15 protein-coding genes are annotated in these 22,894 nt (G+C 73.1%); 10 read left to right on the top strand and 5 right to left on the bottom strand.

What is annotated here, in order from left to right; all coding sequences use genetic code 11:
• Nucleotides 1-44: 44 nt before the first annotated feature.
• Nucleotides 45-1,313 carry an ABC transporter substrate-binding protein gene (locus ACIQOU_RS01240; protein ID WP_401532832.1) on the bottom strand — a complete coding sequence of 423 codons (1,269 nt, stop codon included), beginning with the start codon at nucleotides 1,311-1,313 and terminating at the stop codon, nucleotides 45-47.
• A gap of 364 nt (nucleotides 1,314-1,677) precedes the next feature.
• On the opposite strand from ACIQOU_RS01240, the gene ACIQOU_RS01235 reads away from it, so the two are divergent.
• The 8 genes from ACIQOU_RS01235 to ACIQOU_RS01200 all read left to right on the top strand — a co-directional run bounded on the left by ACIQOU_RS01235 (nucleotide 1,678) and on the right by ACIQOU_RS01200 (nucleotide 12,745).
• Nucleotides 1,678-2,760, top strand: coding sequence for a LacI family DNA-binding transcriptional regulator (locus ACIQOU_RS01235; protein ID WP_401532830.1), 1,083 nt, complete (start codon nucleotides 1,678-1,680; stop codon nucleotides 2,758-2,760).
• A 298-nt stretch (nucleotides 2,761-3,058) separates the two neighbouring features.
• Nucleotides 3,059-3,829, top strand: a complete 771-nt coding sequence (locus tag ACIQOU_RS01230; RefSeq protein WP_401532828.1) for an SDR family NAD(P)-dependent oxidoreductase — start codon at nucleotides 3,059-3,061, stop codon at nucleotides 3,827-3,829.
• Nucleotides 3,830-4,205: 376 nt separating this feature from the next.
• On the top strand, nucleotides 4,206-5,351 hold the full coding sequence (gene dgoD / locus ACIQOU_RS01225) for a galactonate dehydratase (protein WP_401532826.1): 1,146 nt from the start codon (nucleotides 4,206-4,208) through the stop codon (nucleotides 5,349-5,351).
• A 189-nt stretch (nucleotides 5,352-5,540) separates the two neighbouring features.
• Nucleotides 5,541-8,066: a right-handed parallel beta-helix repeat-containing protein gene (locus ACIQOU_RS01220; protein WP_401532825.1), complete on the top strand. Its 2,526-nt coding sequence runs from the start codon at nucleotides 5,541-5,543 to the stop codon at nucleotides 8,064-8,066.
• A 191-nt stretch (nucleotides 8,067-8,257) separates the two neighbouring features.
• Nucleotides 8,258-9,625, top strand: a complete 1,368-nt coding sequence (locus tag ACIQOU_RS01215; protein ID WP_401532823.1) for an MFS transporter — start codon at nucleotides 8,258-8,260, stop codon at nucleotides 9,623-9,625.
• Between the two features lie 28 nt (nucleotides 9,626-9,653).
• Nucleotides 9,654-10,313, top strand: a complete 660-nt coding sequence (locus ACIQOU_RS01210; protein ID WP_401532822.1) for a response regulator transcription factor — start codon at nucleotides 9,654-9,656, stop codon at nucleotides 10,311-10,313.
• Nucleotides 10,314-10,334: 21 nt separating this feature from the next.
• Entirely contained in the window at nucleotides 10,335-11,753 is a 1,419-nt protein-coding gene (locus tag ACIQOU_RS01205) for an ATP-binding protein (RefSeq protein WP_401532821.1), read from the top strand.
• Nucleotides 11,750-12,745, top strand: coding sequence for a TAXI family TRAP transporter solute-binding subunit (locus ACIQOU_RS01200; RefSeq protein ID WP_401532820.1), 996 nt, complete (start codon nucleotides 11,750-11,752; stop codon nucleotides 12,743-12,745). Before ACIQOU_RS01205 ends, ACIQOU_RS01200 begins: the two co-directional genes overlap by 4 nt.
• Nucleotides 12,746-12,854: 109 nt before the next feature.
• On the opposite strand, the gene ACIQOU_RS01195 is transcribed toward ACIQOU_RS01200, so the two are convergent.
• Nucleotides 12,855-15,266, bottom strand: a complete 2,412-nt coding sequence (locus tag ACIQOU_RS01195) for a SpoIIE family protein phosphatase (protein ID WP_401532818.1) — start codon at nucleotides 15,264-15,266, stop codon at nucleotides 12,855-12,857.
• Nucleotides 15,267-15,646: 380 nt separating this feature from the next.
• Nucleotides 15,647-16,954, bottom strand: coding sequence for an MFS transporter (locus ACIQOU_RS01190; RefSeq protein ID WP_401532817.1), 1,308 nt, complete (start codon nucleotides 16,952-16,954; stop codon nucleotides 15,647-15,649).
• Nucleotides 16,955-17,061: 107 nt separating this feature from the next.
• On the opposite strand from ACIQOU_RS01190, the gene ACIQOU_RS01185 reads away from it, so the two are divergent.
• Nucleotides 17,062-17,664 carry a TetR/AcrR family transcriptional regulator gene (locus ACIQOU_RS01185; protein ID WP_401532816.1) on the top strand — a complete coding sequence of 201 codons (603 nt, stop codon included), beginning with the start codon at nucleotides 17,062-17,064 and terminating at the stop codon, nucleotides 17,662-17,664.
• Nucleotides 17,665-17,695: 31 nt separating this feature from the next.
• Here ACIQOU_RS01185 and ACIQOU_RS01180 read toward each other — a convergent pair whose 3' ends face one another.
• Nucleotides 17,696-20,512 (bottom strand): AAA family ATPase, encoded by a 2,817-nt coding sequence (locus ACIQOU_RS01180; RefSeq protein WP_401532815.1) that lies wholly within the window; start codon nucleotides 20,510-20,512, stop codon nucleotides 17,696-17,698.
• A 129-nt stretch (nucleotides 20,513-20,641) separates the two neighbouring features.
• The gene (locus ACIQOU_RS01175; RefSeq protein WP_401532814.1) at nucleotides 20,642-21,301 is read right to left on the bottom strand and encodes a TetR/AcrR family transcriptional regulator; all 660 of its coding nucleotides are present in this window, start codon (nucleotides 21,299-21,301) and stop codon (nucleotides 20,642-20,644) included.
• Nucleotides 21,302-21,365: 64 nt separating this feature from the next.
• On the opposite strand from ACIQOU_RS01175, the gene ACIQOU_RS01170 reads away from it, so the two are divergent.
• Nucleotides 21,366-22,823, top strand: coding sequence for an MFS transporter (locus ACIQOU_RS01170; RefSeq protein WP_401532813.1), 1,458 nt, complete (start codon nucleotides 21,366-21,368; stop codon nucleotides 22,821-22,823).
• Nucleotides 22,824-22,894 lie beyond the last annotated feature (71 nt).

Here is a 22,894-nt window from a genome sequence, read left to right as displayed (position 1 = left end):
CGGCGGCCGACGGAAGTGGCCGGGTACGTCCCTGAAACGCGGGGTTACTTGGCGGTGGCCGCCGTCTGGATGTCCTTCAGCGTCTGCGCCGCCGAGGACTGGCCCAGCAGATACGCCTGGATCTTGGAGCCGGTGTCGGTCTCCGCCTGGGTGCCGTACCAGGTGCTGGAGGGCAGGACCCGGTAACGGCCTTCCTTGAAGGCGGCGTTGAAGACCGACGTCTCCGTCGCCTCGGGGGTGGTGCCGCCGGTGAACGGCGAGGCCGCGTGCTCGGCGTCCAGGTACTTCGCCAGATTCGCGCTCCGGGACCAGAAGGTGACGTACTCCTTGGCCGCGTCGGCGTGCTGCGACTGGGAGTTGACGCCCCACATGGTGCCGGAGAACAGCATCGCGTTGGGCTTGGTGCCCGCCGCGCCGCCCGGCCAGGGGGCGAACGAGACTGGGAATCCGGCCTTCTTGATCTGCGAGACCTGCCAGGCGCCCTGGTACCAGAAGGCGCTCTTGCCGGCGCTGAAGTCCTGGGCGCCCTGCGACCATTCGTCGACGCCCAGCTCGTCCTTCCAGTTCACATACCCCCGGTCACCGAGGGTCTTGAGCTGGGCGAGGGGTTCCTTCCAGTCCGCCGCGAAGGACGTCTTGCCGGCCAGGAAGTCGGCGTCCCACTTCGTGTTCTTCCGGTAGACGGTGGTCGAGCCGCTCGCCTGGAAGACCGAGCTGCCGGTCCAGCCGGCCTTGTCCGGGAGGGAGAGCGGGGTGATGCCGGCCTTCTTGACCTTGGCGAGGTCGGCGAGGAACGTCGGCCAGTCGGCGGGCACTTCGGTGATGCCGGCCTTCTTCAGCAGGTCCATGTTGGCGTACAGGCCGATGCCGATCAGCTCCATCGGCATGGCGAGCGTCTTGCCGCCGCTCTGTGCGAACGGCTTCGCGGCCGGGGATATGTTCTTCGCCCAGGACTCGCCGGACAGGTCCGCGAGGTAGCCGGAGGCGCCCCACTTCTTCGCCTTGTCCGCGTCGACCATGATCACGTCGCCGGCCTTGCCGCCGAGCAGCTCGGGCTGGAGCTTCTGCGTGTACGTGGGGTCGGCGGTGGTGTACGTGAAGTCGACCTTGATCTTCGGATGCGCCTTCTCGAACGCCTTGTTGATCTCGGCGATGTTCGCGGGTTCCGCGCCGCCGCCCTTCCACGCCTCGACGTGCAGCGTGACCGTCCCGTCGGCGGACGTCGCGTCCGCACCGCCGCCGCAGGCGGCGAGCGATGCCGCCAGGGCGGCGACCGTGGTGGCGACCGCGAGCAGTCTCCCGGAGCGCTTCATTGCACACCTCACCCATCATCGGCGCAGGCCGATTCATCGTGCTTGCAGGGGTTGCCCGCAGAAACGTGCTGATTGCGGGGTTCTTCTACGGAATGTTGACGGTCTTCCGTTTCGCCGAGTCCCGTCGGCTGCGCGAAGACCGTCGGACCTGACCGGGCCTGAATGGATATATCACTGAAATCCACTTGGGGAAACCGGTTGACCAACGACTTCGGCGAACGCTAGGTTGCGGCGCCAGAAGGTGTCAAGAGGTCAAACGCAACACCGCACGCCGATCGCCACACCCCGGGCGAACCCGGCAGTCGGGCATGATGCGCACGACGGTTCGGAGCAGTCGACAGCGTGGTTGACAGGGAGGATTCGCGTGGCTGAACAGCCCGTACGGGCACGGCTGGTGGACGTCGCACGGGAGGCGGGAGTCTCCAAGGCGACGGTGTCCAAGGTGCTCAACGGACGGCAGGACCTCTCCGTCCGGCCCGAGACCAGACAGCGGGTCCACGAGGTCGCCGCCGCCCTGGGCTACCGCCCGCACTCCGGGGCCCGCGCGCTGGCCGGGGCCAGCACCCACGCCCTGGCCCTGCTGGTGCCGGCCCTCAACAACCCGACGTACGTGACCATTTCGCGCGGCGCCTACCAGCGCGCCCGTGAGCTGGGCTATCTTTCCCTGCTGGCCGAGGACTTCGACGGGCAGGAGGCCGACGAGACCTTCAACGACCTGGTGAAGGAGGGTCGCGTCGACGGCCTGCTCATCGCCTCGGCCCGTCCGCACCATCCTCTGCTGGAGACCCTGAGCCGCAACCCGGTTCCGCACGTCTTCCTCAACCGTGCCGTCAAGGGTTCGGGCCGCAACGTCACCATGGACGTGGCCCGTTCGAGCGTCACCGCCCTCGACCATCTCCACCAGCTCGGCCATCGGGCGATCGGCCATATCGCCGGGCCGCCCGGCATCACCCCCGGGGAGGACCGCAGGGACGCGTTCCTGCGACACGCGGGCGAGTTGGGGCTGCGCGCGGCGCCGGTCGCCGCCGGTGACTTCACCGAGGAGGGTGGCGCCACCGCCGCCCGCGCCCTGCTCACCCCGGCCCCGGGCGAACCCCGGGTCACGGCGGTGTACACCAGCTCCCTGGCCCAGGCCATCGGGGCGATGCGGGCCATCCACGAACATGGCCTGCGCATCCCGGAGGACATCTCCCTGGTCGGCAACGACGATCTCCCGGTCGCCGGTTATCTGACGCCGCCGCTCACCACGGTCGCGATGCCCCTGCACGAACTGGGCACCGCCGCTGTGGACGCCCTCGTCGCCGAGATCGAGGGCAAACCGCCCGGGGACGTGGTCGTCCCGACGGAACCCCGGCTGGTGCTGCGGGGGTCGACGGCGGGGCCGCCGCCCGGGCAGGACGGGGCGCCTGGGCAAGGCGGGGTGCCTGGGCAAGGCGGGGTGACGTGAGCTGGTGGAGCCGTACAACTCCCTTGTGCGGCCTGGCCTGTACGACCCGTAGGGCTTGACCGGTAGGACCCGTACGACCCGTAGGACCCGTAGGACCCGTAGGACCGATGAGCTGACCTGACCGGACGGGCCGGACGAGCCTGAACGGTCATCGGCCGGTCCCTTACGGGGCGGTCCCTGAGAGGGGTTGCCCCTAGGGGACCGCAGCCCCTAGGGGCAAGGGCACCACGAAGGACCGCACGAAGGACGCCACGAAGAACGGATGACCGGACGGGCCGGTCACGCCGAGAGGAACCCCATGAGCCGCACCACCCCCGCCCCCTCCCGTTTCACCGGCCGTACGGCCCTGCTCACCGCCGCCGCCTCCGGCATCGGCGCGGCCACCGCCCGACGCCTCGCCGACGAGGGCGCCTCCGTGCTGATCACCGACGTGGACGCGGCGGGCGCGGCACGGGTGGCCGACGAGATCCGCGCCAAGGGCGGGGACGCGCGCCACCTGGGCCTCGACGTCACCGCGCCCGACGCCTGGCCCGACGTCATCCGGGCCGTCCAGGAGTGGACCGGCCGCCTCGACCTGCTCCACCTCAACGCCGGGCGCAACCTCCCCGGCGCCGCCCACGAACTCGACGACGCCGCCTGGCACGACCAAATGCGGCTGGCCCTCGACTCGGTGTTCTACGGCGTCCGGGCCGCCGTTCCGCTGCTCACGGCGGCCGGCGGCGCGGTCGTCGTCACCGGCTCCGTGCACGCGGTGCTCGGCTTCAAGGGCTTCCCCGCGTACGCGGCGGCGAAGGGCGGAGTCTCCGCGCTGGTGCGGCAGTTGGCCGTGGAGTACGCGGGGCGCGTCCGGTTCAACGCGGTGCTGCCGGGGGCCGTGGAGACGGGGCTGTGGACCGACGCGCCGGACGAGTACCGGGTGCGGACCGCCGCCAGGACCCCGGTGGGGCGGCTCGGCGAACCCGAGGACATCGCCGCCGCCGTCGCCTTCCTCGGCTCCGCCGACGCGTCCTTCATCACCGGCCAGAACCTGGTCGTCGACGGCGGCCGCAGCATCAGCTCCCAGGAGTAGGAGGAGGAGCAGCAGGAGGAGTAGGAGGAGCAGGAGCAGGGAGTGAGGGGGGATATCGGGGGCTGCGGTCGTGCTCGGGGCTGCGACCAACTCCCTTGTCCACACCCGTAGCACCCGTAGCACCCGCAAGGTCTCTCCCCCGCCCCGCGCCCGTACGACCCGTAGTACCCGCAGGGCGATTCTCCGCCGGGCACCCGTACCCGTAGTACTCGCACGCCCTGCCCCACGCCTCGCACCCACACCCCACACCCCACACCCCGCACCCGCACCCGCACCCGCACCCGCACCCGCAAGGCGCTCTCAGCTCGGTCCGGCTCCCGTGGCCGTGGCCGTGGTCTGTTGCCGTTGCTTCCCGTAGGACCCGGAGGTCCGCAGTATGAAAATCACCGGATACGAGCTGTTCTTCGTCGAGCCGCGTTGGCTGTTCCTGCGTGTCGACACCGACGAGGGGATATCCGGCTGGGGCGAGCCCATCGTGGAGGGCAAGGCCCACACCACGGCCCGGGCCGTCGAGGAGATGTTCGACTACCTGATCGGCCAGGACCCCGCCCGCATCGAGGAGCACTGGCAGATGCTGGCCAAGGGCGGTTTCTACCGCGGCGGCCCGGTCCTCAGCAGCGCCCTCGCCGGGATCGACCAGGCCCTGTGGGACATCGCGGGCAAGACCCACGGCGTCCCCGTGCACCAACTCCTCGGCGGCCACGTCCGCGACCGCGTCCGCATCTACGGCTGGCTGTACGGCGAGAGCCCCGAGGAACTCGCCGAGTCGGCCGCCGGTCAGGTCGCCAAGGGGCTCACCGCCGTCAAGATGAACCCCTGCGCGCAGATCGAGCCGCTCGCGACGCCCGCCGCGATCGAGGCGATCGTCGCCCGGGTCAGCGCCGTGCGGGAGGCCATCGGACCGGACCGCGACCTCGCCCTCGACTTCCACGGCCGTTTCAGCGGGGCCATGTCCCGGCGTGTACTGCCGTACCTGGAACCGCTGTTGCCGATGTTCGTCGAGGAGCCGGTGCTGCCGGAGTTCACCCGCGACCTCGGCGATGTCGTGCGGGCCACCTCCATCCCCATCGCGACCGGTGAACGCCTCTTCTCCCGCTGGGACTTCCGCGAGGTCCTCGGGACGGGCATCGCGGTCGCGCAGCCCGACATCAGTCACGCGGGCGGCATCTCGGAGACCCGGCGGATCGCCGCCCTGGCCGAGGCCCATGACGTGCTGGTCGCCCCGCACTGCCCGCTCGGCCCGATCGCGCTCGCCGCGAGCCTCCAACTCGACTTCGCCGTACCGAACTTCCTCATCCAGGAACAGTCGCTCGGCATCGGCTACGGCGACAGCAGCGGCCTGCTCGGCTATCTCGCGGACGCGTCGCCGTTCGAGGTGCGGGACGGGTACATCCACCGGCTGACCGCGCCCGGCCTCGGCATCACCGTCGACGAGGAGAAGGTGCGCGCCGCCGCCGAACGCGGCCACCGCTGGCGCAACCCGGTCTGGCGCAACGCGGACGGCTCGCTGGCGAGTTGGTAGCGCGCGAGCCGTAACGAACCGGAGTCCAGGGGGACTTGGCTCCGTGCTGTCCCGGCGCCGTCGACAGCGGCGCCGGGACAGCCACACGCTCCAGGCGCACCGGCTGCCACCGGCATCGCGCCTGGTGAAGAGGGGAATCTCGCCGCACGCAGCGGCAAGGGACACATCCACCCATCCAAGGAGCGCGCAATGAAGCGTCGCAGATTCGGTTCACCCGACCGACCAGTTCCCGCCAACCGTCGCACCGGCGGCCGGACCAGGACCGGGACGCCCCGGGTCCTCGCCCTGCTCGCCGCCCTGACCGGCGCCCTGCTCGTCCCCGTCACCGCCACCAACGCCTCGGCGGCCGGGGCCAGTCACTACGTGGACTGCTCGGCCACCAGCAACGGCAGCGGCTCCAGCGCCAGCCCCTGGAACTCGCTCACGAGCGTCAACGGCACCACGTTCACCGCGGGCGACAGCATCCTCTTCAAGGCCGGCACCACCTGCACCGGCCAGCTCTCCCCGGGCGGCTCGGGTGCCTCGGGCAGCGACATCACCATCGGCGCCTACGGTTCCGGCGCCAAGCCGGTCATCGACGCGGCGGGCGCCACCGGCGCGGTCATCCACCTGCTCAACCAGCAGTACTGGGACATCGGCGGCCTGGAGCTGATCGACAACGCCTCCTCGCCCGCGTACCGTTCGGGCGTCCTCGCGGAGAACAGCTCCGGCGGGGTGCTGCACCACATCCACGTGCACGACATGTACATCCACAACATCGCGGGCTACGGCGGCGGTTGGTACTCCACCAACGCGGGCGTCGGCGTCCAGACCGACCACACCACGCCGGTCTCGACGTGGGACGACGTCGTCGTGGAGAACAACACGTTCGACCATGTGGACCGGATAGCGGTGGCGGTGACCCCGGACGCGGACGGCCAGGGCACCGGCCTCACCACGAACACCGTCATCCGCGGCAACACGATGACGTACGACGGCGCCGACGACATCCTCGTGGTGAAGAACGACGGCGCGCTCATCGACGGCAACAAGGCGGGCTACGGCGGCGCCACGTCGACCTGCCCGCCGTCGGGCCAGTACTGCAACGGCGCCTCGGCCGGCATCTGGATGTCCGGCAGCAACGACACCGTCGTGCAGAACAACGAGGTGTACTGCCATGTCAACGGCGCCGACGGCACCGGCTTCGATGTGGACTGGGGCAACCACGACACCACGTTCCAGTACAACTACAGCCACCAGAACCTCGGCGGCTTCCTGCTGGTGATGCCGCCCTTCACCATCGCGAACGAGCCCACCTCGACCGTTCCCAGCGACGGCACGGTGGTCCGCTACAACATCAGCGAGAACGACGGCAGCAACTCGGGCTGCCCGGCCTCCGGCACCCAGACCCACGGCGGCGGCGTCCTGCACTTCGTGGGCGGGGTCCCCAACCAGAGCGGCAGCGCGTCCGCCGTTCCGCAGTTCTACAACAACACGTTCTCGGTCCGGGACGGGCTGAGCACCCCGATCCTGTACTCCCGCTCCGGCTCGTCGATCAGCGGCGCGCTGTCCTTCCAGAACAACGCCGTCTTCAACTACGGCTCCGGCACCTACTTCACCACGACCGGGAGTTCGACCTACTCCCACAACCTCTTCTACGGCAACCATCCCTCCCGCGAACCGGCCGACACGGCGAAGGTGACGTCGGACCCGGAGTTCCGCAACCCGGGCAACGCCGACACGTCGTCCGCGTACACGGGCAGAAACGCCTACCAGGTGCACGCGTCGTCGCCGGTGATCCGGGCGGGCGCGGTCATCTCCGCCAACGGCGGCCTCGACGCCTTCGGCAACACCGTCTCCGCGACGGCGGCCCCCAACATCGGCGCCTACAACGGCACCGGCGGCACGCTGCTGGGCAACGGCGGCTTCGAGACGGGGAGTTCGTCCTCGTGGACGCAGGCGAGCGGCTCGGCGGCGTCGGTCACGGCGGCCAACTCCCGTACCGGTGACTATGCGTTGACCACCGGGGCGAGCGGCAGCGGCGTCAACCAGACGCTGTCCGGTCTGTCGCCGTCGACCACGTATCTGCTGACCGGCTGGGGCAAGGTGGCCACGGCGGGCGAGACCCTGGCGATCGGCGCGAAGGGCTTCGGCGGCACGGAGACGTACACCACCCTCGCGGCGACGGCGTACGCGCAGGCGGCGGTGGTGTTCACCACGGGCGCCTCGACGACGTCGGCGACCGTCTACTGCTGGAAGAACGCGGGCGGCACCGGCGCGGGTTACTGCGACGACCTGGCGGTGGAGCGGCTGTCGTCGGCCGGCAACGCGGTCACCGACCCGGGCTTCGAGACCGGCGCCCTGACCCCCTGGACGCAGAGCACGGCAACGGCGTCGAGCGTGGCGTCGTCCGACGCCCGCACCGGCACGTACGCGCTGCGGACCGGGGCGAGTGCCAGCGGTGCCGCGCAGACGGTCACCGGCCTTGCGGCGGGCGCCAGTTACCTGCTGACGGGGTGGGTGAAGTCGGCCACCGCCGGTGAGGAGGTGGCGGTCGGTGTGAAGGGCTTCGGCGGCACGGAGACGTATCTGCGGGGCTCGACGACGTCGTACACGCAGCAGCCGGTCTTCTTCACCACGGGTGCCTCGACCACCTCGGCGTCGGTGTACTGCTACAAGAACTCCGGTTCGGCGGCGGGCTACTGCGACGACTTCTCGGTGCTCAAGCTGTCGTAACGGCGGCGGCCCGCACCACAGCGCGGACCAACCCCGGGTCCCTGAACCGGGGTTGGTCCGGTTGCCGAGGGGTGCGTGCGGGGTCGGACGATTCATTCTTAAGGGACCGTTAGGAGTTGGTGCCCGATATTGATCGGCCCGGTCGCGCCGTCGACCCTGTGTGGTTCCGGGCCGCGGACAAGGGAGTGGTGATGGCCACACAGAGCACAGCCGCGCGCGCACCGAAATCACCTCGGGGCGAGCGCAGGGTCGTCAGCAACATCGTGCGCGGGTCGATCGGCAACCTGATCGAGTGGTACGACTGGTACGCCTACACCGCGTTCAGCGTCTACTTCGCCGCCGCGTTCTTCCCCTCCGGCGACCAGACCGCCCAACTCCTCAACACCGCCGCCGTGTTCGCCGTCGGCTTCCTGATGCGGCCGATCGGCGGCTGGGTCCTCGGCCGGTACGCCGACCGGCGTGGCCGGCGGGCGGCACTGACGCTGTCGGTGTCGCTGATGGCGGCCGGTTCGCTGATCGTGGCGCTGACGCCGTCGTACGGGTCGATCGGGGTGGCGGCGCCGGTGCTGCTGGTGGCGGCACGGCTGTTGCAGGGACTCTCGGTCGGCGGTGAGTACTCGACGTCGGCCACCTACATGTCGGAGGTGGCGACGCCGGGGCGGCGCGGCTACTACTCCAGCTTCCAGTATGTGACGCTGATCGCCGGGCAGTTGACGGCGCTCGGCCTTCAGATCGTGCTGCAACAGGTGCTCAGCGCCGCGCAGATGGACGCGTGGGGGTGGCGGGTCGCGTTCGTCGTCGGCGCGGCGGGGGCCGTCGTCGTGCTGTGGCTGCGGCGGGGCATGGACGAGTCGGAGAGCTTCGAGCGGGCGGCGGCCGAGGAGGACGCGGACCGGGCGGGCGGCGGTCCGGCGCGGGGCAGTCTGCGGATGCTGCTGTCCTACCCCCGGCAGTGTCTGACCGTGGTCGGACTGACCATGGGCGGCACGCTGTTCTTCTACACGTACACCACGTATTTGCAGAAGTTCATGGTCAACACCAGTGGGATCGCGAAGCCGACGGCGGCCTGGATCAACTTCTGCGCGCTACTGGTGTTCGTGGTGCTGCAACCGGTGATGGGGCTGCTGTCGGACCGGGTCGGGCGGCGTCCGATGCTGATCGCGTTCGGGGTGCTCGGCACCGTGGTGGTGGTGCCGTCGCTCACCCTGCTGTCGCGGACCAGCGATCCGGTGTACGCGTTCCTGCTCATGCTGGTGCCGCTGGCGGTGAGTTCGCTGTACACGTCGATCAGCGCGGTGGTGAAGGCCGAGCTGTTCCCGACGGCGATCCGGGCGCTCGGCGTCGGTCTGCCGTACGCGCTGACGGTGGCGGTGTTCGGCGGGACGGCGGAGTACATCGCCCTGTGGTTCAAGGACGCCGGGCACGAGAACTGGTACTTCTTCTACGTCACCGGCTGCGTGCTGATCTCGCTGCTCGTCTACATTCGGATGCGCGAGACATCGGACGGATCGCCGTTGGACGAGGACGCGCCCGGGGCGGCCCATCCGCCTCGCGACTGAACGGCGCGAGCAGGAGGGGGAGTCGGGCGTGCACGTGCTGCTGGCCGAGGACGACGACGGGGTGGCGGGTGCGCTGACCGAGGCCCTGTACGAGTACGGCCATCTCCCGACCCGGGTGCGGCGCGGCGAGGAGGTCCTCGCCCGGCACCGGCAGGCCGATCTGGTCCTGCTCGATCTGGGGCTGCCCGACCTCGACGGCCTCGACGTGCTGCGCAAACTGCGGGCGGTGAGCGCCGTCGCGGTGGTCGTCCTCACCGCGCGCGGCGACGAACGGTCGGTGGTGCGCGGCCTGCGGCTGGGCGCCGACGACTATCTCGTCAAGCCGGTCCGGCTGGCCGAACTCCTCGCCCGTATCGAGGCGGTGGCCCGCCGCACCTCCGTCCGGGTGGTCCCGGCGTCGCCCGTGGTCCGCGCCGGTGATGTCGAAGTCGACCTGGACGCACGCCGGGTGCTGGTCGGCGGGGCCGAAGTGCGGCTGACGACCAAGGAGTTCGCGGTGCTCGCGGTGCTGGCGGCGCGGGCCGGCAGCGCGGTGAGCCGCCAACAGGTCCTCGACGAGGTGTGGGGCGACGCGTATCTCGCGGTGTCCCGATCGCTCGACGTCCATCTCACCCAGGTGCGGGCCAAGCTCGGCCGTCCCGAGGTGCTGACCACGATCCGCGGCTTCGGCTACCGGTTCGGCGGCTGAGCCGACGGGGCCGGACCTCTCATGCGTACCCGGGTGCTCTCCGTCGTCCTGGCCTTCGCGGTGCTCGCGGTGGCCGGATTCGCCGTTCCGCTGCTCGGCGTCACCGCGTCGCAGCGCACCCAACGGCTCGTCGCGGCGCGCACCGCCGACCTGGACCGTTTCGCGGGGCTGACCGAACAGGCCGCCGAGACCGGCGACAGCAGCGTGCTGCGGGCCGAGGCGAGCCGGTACACCGAGCTGTACGGGGAGGCCGTCGTGGTCGTCGACGCCCGCCGGGCGGCGCTGGTGCAGACGGGCGGGTTGCGGGCCGCCGACCCGGCCGTCGCCCGGCTGGTGGACGCGGCGCTGCGCAACCAGCCGGTGTCGTCCGGCGGCGCGCTGCGCCCCTGGTCGCGCGCCGACCGGATGCTGGCCCGCCCGGTGGGCACCGGCACCCGGGTCTCCGGAGCCGTGGTGCTGCGGGCCTCGGTGCGGGGCGCCGCCGACGACATCGCCCTGCGCTGGGCACTCGTCCTTGCCGGGGCGGGCGTGATCGCGGCGGCCTGTGTGCTGCTCGCCCGCCGGGCCACGCGGTGGGTGGTGCGGCCGTTGCACCGGCTCGACCGGGCGGTCGGCGCGCTGGCGGCCGGGCTGCCGCCGGAGCACGCGCGGGCGGGCGGCCCTCCCGAACTGCGCCAGCTCGCCGCCGGTTTCAACCGGATGGCCGACGCCGTGACCACCGCCCTGGAGCAGCAGCGTCGGCTGGTCGCGGACACCTCGCACCAGTTGCGCAATCCGCTCGCCGCCCTGCGTATCCGCATCGACCTGCTCGCACCCCGGCTGCCCGCCTCCGCCGCCCGCACCTACACCGGCGTGACGGCCGAACTCGCCCGCATGGAACACCTCCTGGACGACCTGCTCGCCCTCGCCGACGCCGAGCACCGGGCCGGTGAACTGTCCGTCACCGGCGGCCGGGGAGCCCGCTGCGACGCGACGGCGGTCACCGGCGCCCAGGTCCAGCTGTGGCGGTCGGCGGCGGACCGGGCCGGGGTGCGCCTCACCGTCGTTCCCGGGCCGGCCGTGCTGATGGCGTGCACGGCGGACGAACTGGCCCAGGTGGCCGGCATCCTCCTCGACAACGCGATCAAGTACGCGGGTGAGGGCGCCCGCGTCGAGGTCCGCTGCTTCGCCTCGGGCGCGGAGGCGGTGTGCGAGGTGCGGGACGACGGGCCGGGGCTGGAGGCCGGGGAACTCGCCCGCGCCGGTACCCGTTTCTGGCGTGCGGAACGGCATCGTGGCGTGCGGGGCAGCGGCCTCGGCCTGGCGATCGCCGAGCGCCTGGTGGCCGGTCGCGGCGGCCGCGTCGCGTGCGCGGCCGTCCACCCGCACGGTCTGCGGGTGCGGGCGCTCCTCCCCCGGGCCGAGCCGCCCGCACCCCACACCACCGGGGACGCGCCATGACAGGCCCCGCCCGCCGCACCGCTCTGCGCGCGGCCCTCGCCACCGCGGGCACCGGCCTGCTCGCGCTCGCCCCGGCCTCCGACGCCCGGCACCTGGACGGCGCTCCGGCGGGCGGGCTGCGGATCGCGACCGGCGAGGCCGACGGGTTCTACGCGGCGTTCGGCCGCCTCCTCGTCGGTCAGATCCGGGCGGACTACCCACGGCTGTCCTGCACGGAGGTCCCCAGCGAGGGCAGTGTGGCCAACGTCCGCCTGCTCCACGCCCGCCGGGCCGAACTGGCGCTCGCGCTGGCCGACATCGCGTGGGCCGCGCACGGCGGCTCACCGCCGTTCGGGCGGCGGGTGCCGCTGCGGGCGATCGGCCGGGTCTACGAGAACTACGTCCAGCTGGCGGTGCGTTCGCGGGCGCGGGTCCACACCGTCGCCGAACTGGCCGGGCGGACCGTGTCGTTGGGGGCGAGCGGGTCCGGCGGTGCGGTGCTCGGGGAGCGGCTGCTGCGGGCGGCGGGGCTGACGCCGGGCGTCGACGTGCGGGTGCGCCATCTGCTGATGCCACGGGCGGGGCGGGCGCTGCGGGCCGGGGACGTGGACGCCGTGCTGGTCGCGGGCGGGGTCCCGCTGCCGGTGCTGGCCGGTCTCGGCGCCCGGCCCGGCATCCGGCTGCTGCCCCTGGCGGGACTGCTGCCCCGGCTGCGGGCCGGTACCGGAGCGGCCGGTTCGGGGTTGGAGGCGGTGACGGTGCCGGCGGGGGCGTACCGGGGGACGCCCGAGGTGACCACCATCGGCGTCGCCAACCTCCTGCTGTGCCGCCCCGACCTCCCCGTTCCGACCGCCGCCGCCCTCACCCACGTCCTGGTCCGCCGGGCCGCCCAGCTGGTCCCCACCACGGCCCTGGGCACCCAGTTCCTCGACGTCCGCAGCCTGATCTCCACGGGCCCGGTCCCCCTGCACCCGGGTGCGATCAGGGCCTACCGGGAACTGCACGACGACTAGGGCGCGTTGAAGCCGGGCCAGGGGCACGACCGGCCCAGGCCGGCCGGAGCAACTCGGGCGCGTCCGGCGCGCGTTGCCCTCGTCGCCGTTGTCGCCGTTGTCGCCGTTCTCACGGTTTTCTCGTCTCCTCCGGCAAGGTCTGTTCCGCCCAGATGGTCTTGCCGGTGGGGGTCTGGCGGGTGCCCCAGCGTTCGGCGATCTGGGCCACCAGCATCAGGCCGCGGCCGCCCTCGTCGAAGACGCGGGCGCGGCGCAGGTGGGGGGCGGTGCTGCTGCCGTCGGAGACCTCGCAGATGAGGGTGGCGTCGCGGATGAGGCGGAGTTCGATGGGGTCGGTGCCGTAGCGGACGGCGTTGGTGACCAGTTCGCTGACGATGAGTTCGGTGGCGAACACCGCGTCCGGCAGACCCCATCGGGCGAGTTGTTCGCCCGTCTTCTTCCGGGCGCCCGCGACGGCGGCGGGGTCGCGGGGCAGCCGCCAGGTGCCCACCGCGTCGGCGCCGAGCGCGGCCGTGCGGGCCAGCATCAGCACGATGTCATCGCCGGGACGGTCGCCCGGCACGGTACGCAGCACCTGGTCGCAGGTCTCCTCCAGGGGCGCGGCCGGACCGCTCAGCGCCCGGCGCAGCCGGCTCAGACCGACGTCGATGTCACGGTCGGCCGCCTCCACCAGACCGTCGGTGTAGAGGGCGAGGAGGCTGCCCTCCGCAAGCTCCACCTCGACGGCCTCGAACGCCAGACCCCCGAGGCCGAGCGGCGGCCCGGCCGGCAGATCGAGGAACCGTACCTCGCCGTCGGGCAGGACCAGGGCGGGCGGCGGATGCCCGGCGCGGGCCATGGTGCAGCGTCGGGACACCGGGTCGTACACGGCGTACACGCAGGTGGCGCCGACCTCGCCGGACGCGTCGCCGGACCGTCCGCGCGCCTCGGGGCCCTCCTCCCGGTCGAGCCGGATGACCAGGTCGTCGAGTTGGGTGAGGAGTTCGTCGGGGGCGAGGTCGACATCCGCGAGGGTGCGCACGGCGGTGCGCAGACGGCCCATGGTGGCCGACGCGTGGATGCCGTGGCCCACCACATCGCCGACGACCAGCGCGACCCGGGCGCCGGAGAGCGGGATCACGTCGAACCAGTCGCCGCCGACGTCCACGCCGGGCCCGGCCGGGAGATAGCGGTAGGCCACCTCCATCGCGGCGAGGTCCCGGGGCCGGTCGGGCAGCAGGCTGCGTTGCAGGGCCAGCGCGGTGCGGCGTTCGTGGGTGTAGCGGCGGGCGTTGTCGATGCTCACCGCGGCCCGGGCGACGATCTCCTCGGCGAGCAGCAGATCGTCCTCGGTGAAGGGCTCGGCGGTGCGGTGGCGCAGGAAGTGCACCATGCCGAGGGTCACGCCCCGGGCCCGCAGCGGCACCAGCATCACCGAGTGGATCAGGTACTTGGTGACGGACTCGGCGCGGGCCTCGGCGGACCTGATCCAGGCCTGCATGCCGGGCTCGCCCGCCGTGTGCCGGGTGCCCCGGCCGGCGATGAGGGTGCGCGTCGGCGGGGTCCCGACCGGGTAGACGGCCCGGTCACCGGTGGCGACCACCGACTCCGGGCAGCCGTCGAGGACGGACCGCTGGGCCGTGCGGCGCAGGGCGACGGGTTCGTCCCGGGGCAGCGGTCCCGGCTCGTCGCCCTGGGCGACGGACTCCAGCAGGTCCACGGTGACGAAGTCGGCGAAGCCGGTGACGACGACGTCGGCGAGTTCCTCGGCGGTCCTGGTCACGTCCAGGGTGCTGCCGATGCGGGCACCGGCGTCGTTGAGGAAGACGAGGCGGCGGCGGGCCCAGTGCTGCTCGGTGGTGTCGAAGACGGCCGCCGACACTCCCCTGACCGTGCCGCTCTCGTCGGTGAGCGGGGACATGAACATCGACCAGGCGTGCTCGCGGGTCTCCCCCGGCGCCTTGCCGTGCGCCTCGTGGAACACCGTCTCGCCGGTGCGCAGGACCTGCCGTTGCAGCCGGTCGTACTCGTCGAACGGCGGGTTGGACTCGATCTCCCACAGGGTCTTGCCCCGCATCTCCGCCACCGTCATGCCCATCACCTGGGCCATGGAGGCGTTGGCGGCGACCAGCCGGGCGTCGAGGTCGTAGACCGCGACCGGCACCGGGAGTTGCGCGAGGGTGAGGTCCCACAGGGCCTCGGCGCCCGGTTCGGCCCGTCCGGCCACGCTCGCCGGTGTGGCCGGGGTCACCAGCCAGAGCCGTCCGGGCCCCGAGTCCGCCAGCGGGGTGCCCTGGAGCCGGACCACGACGCGGTCGCCGCCCCGGTGTCTGAGCGCGACCTCGGTGGCCACCCGGTGGCCGGTGACCGCGTGGCGCCGGGCGGACTCGGGCAGGCCCGCGGCGAGCAGTCCGGCGGCGGGGCGGCCGACGATCTCGGCGGCCCGGTACCCGAGCAGCCGCTCCGCTCCGGCGCCCCACGCCAGGACCGTGCCACCGGCGTCGATGACGACGGCGAAGTCCTCCGGTACGCGTCCCGCCACGGTGCCTCCGGTGTGCCGCCTGGCCCGTTCACGGTGGCCGGGGCCGGGCGCCCCGCGCGGGAAGCCGCGTCCCCTGACGCACCCCTTCTTCTGCACCAGTCTGGCAGCGGAACGCCCATTCGGCTCGGCCGCCGGTGAGGACGGGGCACCCGGGGGCGGCCGTTTCGCCCGGTCCGGCCGGTGGTGGTCGTGCCGGTGGCATGTGCCCGACCGGTCTCCACCGTGTGTGCCCCGCCCTCCCCCGGGTGGCCCTTGTCAGCGGGCGCCAGCCGTGGCCGTGAGGGGCCGGGCCGCCGCCGTGATCTGGAGGGCGCAGGCGAGCAGCGCACGGTCCAGGCCGCTGCGCACCGGCTTCCCGCTCCCCCCGGGGCCCTCTCCCGTCAGCGGGCGACGGCCGTGACCGTGCGGACCCGGCCCGCCGTGAGGGCCGCCGTGATCTGGACGGCGCAGGCGAGCAGCAGCACGGTCAGGGGCCAGGCCCAGGTGCCGGTGACGTCGTGCAGCGCGCCCGCGCCCAGCGGGCCCAGGACGCCGATCAGATAGCCGATGCCCTGGCCCATGGCGGACAGGGCGGCGGTCGTCGGCGCGTCCGGGGAACGCAGCGCGAACAGGCTGAGCGCCAGCGCGAACCCGGCGCCGAGTCCGAGGCCGAGGATCGCGACCGACGGCCAGAGCAGGGCCGTGGGGCCGAGCACGATCCCGGTGAGGCCGCAGGCCGTCAGGCAGGCGACGGTCACACCGGCCGGCCGCTGGTCGGCGAAGCGCCGCCCGGCGACGGCCAGCACCCAGGCGGCCAGCACCCCCACGGCGTTGCACAGGGACAGGGCGAGCCCGGCGGAGGTCGGGCTCAGGCCACGGTCCTGCCAGATGGTCGGCAGCCAGCCGAAGACGGTGTACGACAGCAGCGCCTGCACGCCGAAGAAGACGGTCACCTGCCAGGCCAGCGCGCTGCGCCAGAGCCCCGTGGACCGGGTGCCGGGCTGCGGCGCGGGTGCCGTCGGCGGCTCCTCGGCGCGCGGTTCACGGCCGAGGGCGAACGGCACCACCAGCGCCGTCAGTACCGAGAGCGGGACGATGAGGATCAGCAGCGGGGTCCGCCAGGAGGAGCCGGTCGCGTCGGCCAGCGGCACCGCCACCGCGGGGCCGGCCGCCGCGCCGAAGGTGAGGGCGCTGGAGTAGAACGCGGACACCCTCGGCACCGACTGCGGGAACCGGCGTTTGATGAGCCCCGGTATCAGCACGTTGGCTATCCCGATCGGCGCCGCGACCAGCACCGTTCCCACGAACAGCGCGAGCGGCGAGGTACCGGCCCGCACCAGCGCGCCCACGGTGAGGACGACGAGGGAGAGCGTGAGCAGGACGCGCGTGGAGTAACGGCGGCCCAGGCGCGGGGCGACGAACGCGAAGAGGCCCAGGCACAGCACCGGCAGGGAGGTGAGGACACCGACCGTGGTCTCGCTCAGGCGCAGGTCGGTCTGGAGGGGCCGCAGCAGCGGGGCGACGGAGGTGATCGGCGAGCGGAGGTTGAGCGCGAGCAGGATCAGGGCGACGAGTAATAACGGGCCGCCCAGGGAGGGCGACCGGGGGGCGGGGGCAGGCTCCGCCTCGGGTGAGGAGACGGAGGAGTCGAGGGGCATGGCGGACCGTCCGATCTGCGGGTGGGTGTCGACGTCGCGATTACGATACAAGGTGTACTGAATCAGTTCGTGGGTGCACCGGACCGCAGCGGGCAGAGTGGCCCTGCGCAGGCGGGCCGGCCGGGCGCACCCCTCCCACCGCACCGGAAGGCAGCCCTGTGCCCCCCAGCTCGACACCCCCCTCCGCCCGCACGGCCGGGCGCAAGAAGGACCCGCAGATCGACGCGGCCGTGCTGCGCGCCACCCTCGAACTGCTGGCGGAGACCGGATACGCGGCCACCACGATCAGCCAGGTCGCCGCCCGGGTGGGGGTCTACCGGCCCGCGATCTACCGGCGCTGGCCCTCGAAACAGCACCTGGTCGCGGAGGCCCTCGCCTCGGCCCTGGGCCCGGAACCCACACCCGACACCGGGGACCTGCGGGCCGACCTGCGAGCCGGTGTCGGGACGCTCGTCGACGCCCTCACCTCGACGAGCCTGAGCCGGGTGCTGCCCGCCCTGGTCGCCGACCTCGCCCAACAGCCGGAGCTGCGCCGGGAGTTCCTCGACTCCGTGTTCCGCTCCCGGCGCTCCTCCACGGCCCGTCGGCTGCGGGCGGCCGCCGACCGGGGGGACATCCGCGCCGACTTCGACATGGAGTTCGTCCTCGACGCGCTCGCCGCCCCCGTCTACTACCGGGCCCTGTTCGGACACGGCCCCGTCACCCAGGAGGTGACGGGACAGAGCGTCGACCTGGTACTGACCTTCCTGGAACGACGTTGAGCGCACCGCGCGCGGCGTCCCGCCGGTCCGCTCAGGAGGCGGGCAGGAGGGTCGCCGAGCCCGGCGGGCCGTGCAGCGGGGGTGCCGCGCCGTCGAGGTGGTGGCCGGCGGCCGGGAGGCTGTCGGTGACGGCGGCGGCGAGGTCGCTGCGCCCGGAGACCGACAGCTTGCGGTAGACGCGGCTGAGGTGGAGTTCGACGGTGCGCCGGGTGACGTAGAAGCGGTCGGCTATCTCACGGTTCGTCAGCCCCTCGGCGGCCAGCAGCGCCGTGCGGTACTCGGCCGGGGTCAGCGCGTCGAGGCCGGTCTCCGCGCCGCGCCGGGGGCGGGCCCCGGCCGAGGCGAGATCGTCGCGCAGCGCGTCGACCAGCGTCCAGGCCCCGCACTTCTCGGCGAGGGCGAGGGCCGCGCGGAGCTGTTCGCGGGCCTCGCGGACCTTGCGCTGGCGTTGCAGTTCGTGGCCCAGGGAGCGCAGGACGCGGGCGTGCTCCAGCCAGGCCCCGGAGCCCTGGAGCAGTCCGGCCGCCTCGTCCAGCAGGGCGAGACTCGGCCCGCCCGGGGCGACCTGGGCGAGCGTGTGCAGGGCGGCGGCGACGGTGTGCGGGGCGCCCCAGGCGCGGGCCTCCGCCAACTCCTCCTGGGCCAGCCGCTCGGCGGTGTAGGGGTCGCCGACCTGGGCGTGCAGGACGGCGGCGGCGGCCCGCCAGGGGTGCCGGTCGTGCTGGGACAGGCCCCGCAGCAGCCGCCCGCACTCCTCCAGGTCGGCGAGGGCGGCCTCGGTGTGGCCCAGCGCCGCGTGCATGCGGCCCCGGTACAGCAGCAGGTCGGGCAGGGCGGCATCGGGCAGGTCGGCGAGGGCGAGGTCGTCGAGGAGCAGCCGGTGCGCCCCGTCGAGGTCGCCGGTGTCCACCAGGATGCCGCCGAGCCGGCAGCGGGCCATGACGCTGCCGAGCCAGGTGCCGGGAGGTCCGTCGGCGAGGGCGGTACGGGCCGCGCGGGCCGCCTCGCGCAGCCGTCCGGCCCGGTGGCAGCAGACGGCGAGGGTGGCCTCGGCGAGGGCGGCCATGGTGCGCGCGCCCTCCTGGCGGGCGGTGGCGGCGAGCGCGCGGCAGGCGTCCAGCGCCTCGTCGTACTCCCCGGCGTCGCACAGCACATGGGCCAGCAGCAGCCGGAGCGGGGTGGTGGGCACGTCCGCGGGTCCTGCGGGTTCACCGAGTCCGGCGCGGGCGTGCCGGAGGGCGTCCTCGCGCCGTCCGCCGAGCTGGCGGGCGGCGGCGAACGCGGAGAGCGTCGCCTGCGCGCAGCGCACCCACGGGGTGCGGGCGGGGGTGTGCGGGATGTGCAGCGGGGTGGGTCCCGCCGCGCCGACCAGGGTGAGCACCCCGAGCACGGCGAAGGCCCCGGCGACCGGTTCGTGGGCGGGGTAGAGGGGGCCGAGGTCGGTGAGCGCGGTCTGCAAGGTGCGCCGGGCGCCGTCGAGGTCGCCGTCGAGGGCGGTGGCCATGGTGAGGTTGACGAGGGTGACGACGGCGACGGTGTCGTCGCCGCCGCGTGGTCGGCCGAGGGCGCGCAGCCGGTTGACGGCGGCGGCGGGCGCGTCGGCGGCGAGTTCGACGCGGCTGAGCCGGCGCAGCAGTTCGGACCTGTCGTCGGGGCCGTCCTCCAGGGCGCACCGTTCCTGGAGGGCGCGGGCCTCCACCAGGTCGTGCCGGGACAGGGCGGCGCAGGCGGACTCGAACAGCAGCCGGTAGGCCCAGCGTTCACCGATCCGGGGGGCGTTGCGCAGATGGTGGAGGACTTCGTGGGCGGGGGCGCCCATGGTGTGCAGGGCGTGGGCGGCGGCCGCGTGCAGCCGGGCGTGTTCGCTGGGCGGCAGGGCGGCGAGGAAGGAGACCGGCACCATCGGCTGGGCGAAGACCACTCCCCCGCCGCTCTCGTGCAGGACGCCGCAGCGCACCAGGGCGTGGAGCATGTCGGCGGCCTCGGCGCGGGAGATCCCGACGAGATCGGCGACCAGCGCCGGGGTGGCGGCGCGGCCGGTGACGGCGACGGCCTCCAGGGCCCGGCCGATTCCGGAGAAACGTTCCTCGAAACGACCGACGACGGTTTCGGCGACCTCCACCGAGCCGAGGGCGGCGATCTGCTCGCAGGTCGGTTCGCCGACCGTGCCGACGCGTCTCAGCTCGCGCAGCAGGGCCTGGGTCAGCAGCGGGTTGCCGCCGGTGACGCGGTGGCAGGCGAGCACCAGGTTCTCGGCGACGGGGCGGCCGAAGAAGGAGGCCAGCAGATAGCCGACGGCGTCCGGGTCCAGGCCGGAGAGCACGGTGCGCTGGTGGAAGTCGGAGACGACGCGGGTGAGGATGCCCCGGCCGTCCCGGCGCGGTTCCTCCCGGGGTGGGGCCAGGCCCGGGGCGAGGGTGCCGAGCAGGGCCACCGGCAGCCCTTCGAGGCGGGCCATCAGCTGCTCCAGCCAGTGCAGCGAGCGCCGGTCGGCCCAGTGCAGGTCGTCCACGGCGAGCAGCAGCGGCTTGCGCAGGGCGAGCGAGCCGACGAGGCGGTCGAGGCGGCCGTCGGCGAGTTCACCGGCGAACGGTTCCCCCGGGCCCGCGGGCACCGGGGCGGTGTGGAGTTGGCGCAGCACGTCGTAGGTGAGGGTGGTGCCGGAGGGCCGGGCGCGGGTCGAGATCGTCTCGAATCCATGGGCACGGGCGGTCCTGACCGCCGCCCGCATCAGGTACGACTTGCCGGACCCGATGCCTCCTTCGACCAGGAGACTGGCTCCCGCGCCGGAGGCGGCGGAGGACAGGACCCTCTGTAAATCGGACACTTCACAGTCGCGGCTGAGCATGCGCATCCCCTTCTCGTCCCAATGGCCCCGGAAGTGGGGGTGGTTCTCGCGCCCCGCGTGCAGCCGTACGCGGTCCGGGTGGCGCGGCGGAGCGCCCCCGGTCCGCGCTGACCGGGGGCGCCGGCGGGGTCAGAGGCTGTCCACCGCCATGTGGTTGCTGTGCCACTGCGGGGTTCCGACGCCCGCGAGGACGACCTCCACGATGTCCTCCGCGAGGGTCGACGTGAGTGGCAGATGTCCGAAAAGCACCCGGTAGTAGGCGGTGGACGCCAACATGTCGAGCAGCAGGTCGATATCGGCGTCGGCCCGGATGTCACCGCGCCGGATGCCCCGGCGCAGGGCGGCGGCGGTGGCGGCCCGGCGCGGGTGGAACAGTTCGTTGAGGAACTCCGACTCCAGCTCCGGGTCGTCGGCGAGGTCCGCGATCAGGGCGGGCAGCGCGCGGCGGCCGACGGTGGTGCTGAAGGCGTGGCTCAGGGTGCGGATGCCGGCGATGAGGTCGCAGTGGGTGCAGCCGGTGTCGGGGGTGGGTGAGGAACCCATCGTCTGCACGAGGGCGCTGACCACGAGGTGCTGCCGGGAGCGCCAACGGCGGCGCAGGGTGGGCTTGGTGGTTCCGGCGCGGGCGGCGACCGCCTCCAGGGTGAGCCTGCCGTAGCCGACTTCGTTGAGGATCTCCAGCACGGCGTCGCGGACGGCGGTGTCGATGCGTTCGTCGCGTGGTCTGCCCCGTGGGCGCGATGTGGTGAGGGAGGCGGCGCTCTCCGTTTCCTGTGGTGTGTTCAACACGCCTCCCGTACCTTTATGATTCCGTTCCGCATCGGAAAGTAATTCTCTCACACGAGGTGAGTTCATGTCCCAGCACATCGACGAGTTACCGGAGGACGTGGGCGGGCCCGCGACCGAGCCGGACAGCGACCGGCCCAAGGGTTCGGAGAGCGTCTTCGCCGGCCCGTACCGGGCACTCAGTCTCGGCGTGATCCTTTCCGTGGGCATGGTCGCGTTCGAGTCCCTCGGTGTCGCCACCGTCCTGCCCGACATCGCCCGCGACCTCGACGGACTCGGCGCCTACGGGTGGGGTCTGTCCGCCCTGATGCTCGCGAACATCATCGGCACCGTGCTCGCCGGCAAGACCGCCGACCTGCGCGGCCCGTGGGCCCCGGCGGCGACCGGCATGGCCGTGTTCGCGGCGGGCTGCGCGCTGGCCGGCGCGGCCGGTTCCTGGCCGCTGTTCCTGGCCGGACGCTTCCTCCAGGGCCTGGGCGTGGGCGCCGTGATGGCGATGGCCTACACGGTGATCGGCCTGGCCTACCCCGAACATCTGCGGGCCCGGATGTTCGCCCTGCTCTCCTCGGCCTGGACGATCCCGTCGCTGATCGGCCCGGTGCTGGCCGGCACCCTCTCGGACGCCACCTCCTGGCGCTCGGTGTTCCTGCTGATGCTGCCGATCGTGGTGCTCGCCGCGCTGCTCACCCTGCCCGCGCTGCGCAACCTCGAACGCCCGCAGGGCGAACGGACGGCGGCCCCGGCCGAGCCCTGGTGGAAGGGCTCGCTGGCCAATGCCGTGCTGCTGACGGTGGGCACCGGCGTGCTGCTCCAGGCGCTGCTCCTGGAGAACCTGATCCTGCTCGCCGTCCTCGCGGTGGCCGGTGCCGCCGTCGCCGTGCCGGCGCTGCGCCGGGTCACCCCCGAGGGCACCCTGACCGCGCGCGCCGGGCTGGGCGCCGGTGTGGTGATCCGCGGGCTGCTGTGCGGTGTGTACTTCGGCAGCGAGGCCTATCTCCCGCTGGGGCTCCAGGAGTTGCGCGGGCAGAGCGCCTGGGCGGCCGGTCTCGGGCTGTCGGCGGGCGCCATCACCTGGGTCTTCGGCTCGGCCTGGCAGGCCAAGCGGGACGCCACCGCGGGCAGCCGCACCACCGGCGTCGCCCTCGGCTTCGCCGTCCTGCTGGTCGGCGTCGGCCTGATCACCCTCACCATCCTCACCGACGCCGTCCCGGCCTGGTTCGCGATCCTCGGCTGGGCGATCGGCGGCGTCGGCATGGGCGTCGGCTTCAACGCCTCCACCACCGACACCCTGGAGCAGACCCCGGCCGAGCGGCAGGGCGAGATGAGCGGCGCGCTCCAGCTCGCGCAGACCCTCGCCACCGGCGTGATCGCCGGTCTCGGCGGCGCCGCCCTCGCCATCTGCGCGCACTACGACGCGGGTACCCGGGTCGCGCTCGGCTCCCTGTTCGGCTTCACGGGGCTGCTCGCCCTGGTCGGCGTCGGACTCGCCCGGCGGCTGCGGGCCCCGGCCACCACCACCGGGTGACACGGACTCCCGGCCGGACACAGGCCGGCCGGGAGGTGCGCGGTGCCGGTGCACCGCGCACCAGGTGGCGT

Source organism: Streptomyces sp. NPDC091279 (assembly GCF_044757465.1).
In the GTDB taxonomy this organism is placed as follows: Bacteria; Actinomycetota; Actinomycetes; order Streptomycetales; family Streptomycetaceae; genus Streptomyces.
Note: the sequence above shows the minus strand (reverse complement) of the source record. Positions and strands in the feature narration are given on the sequence as shown.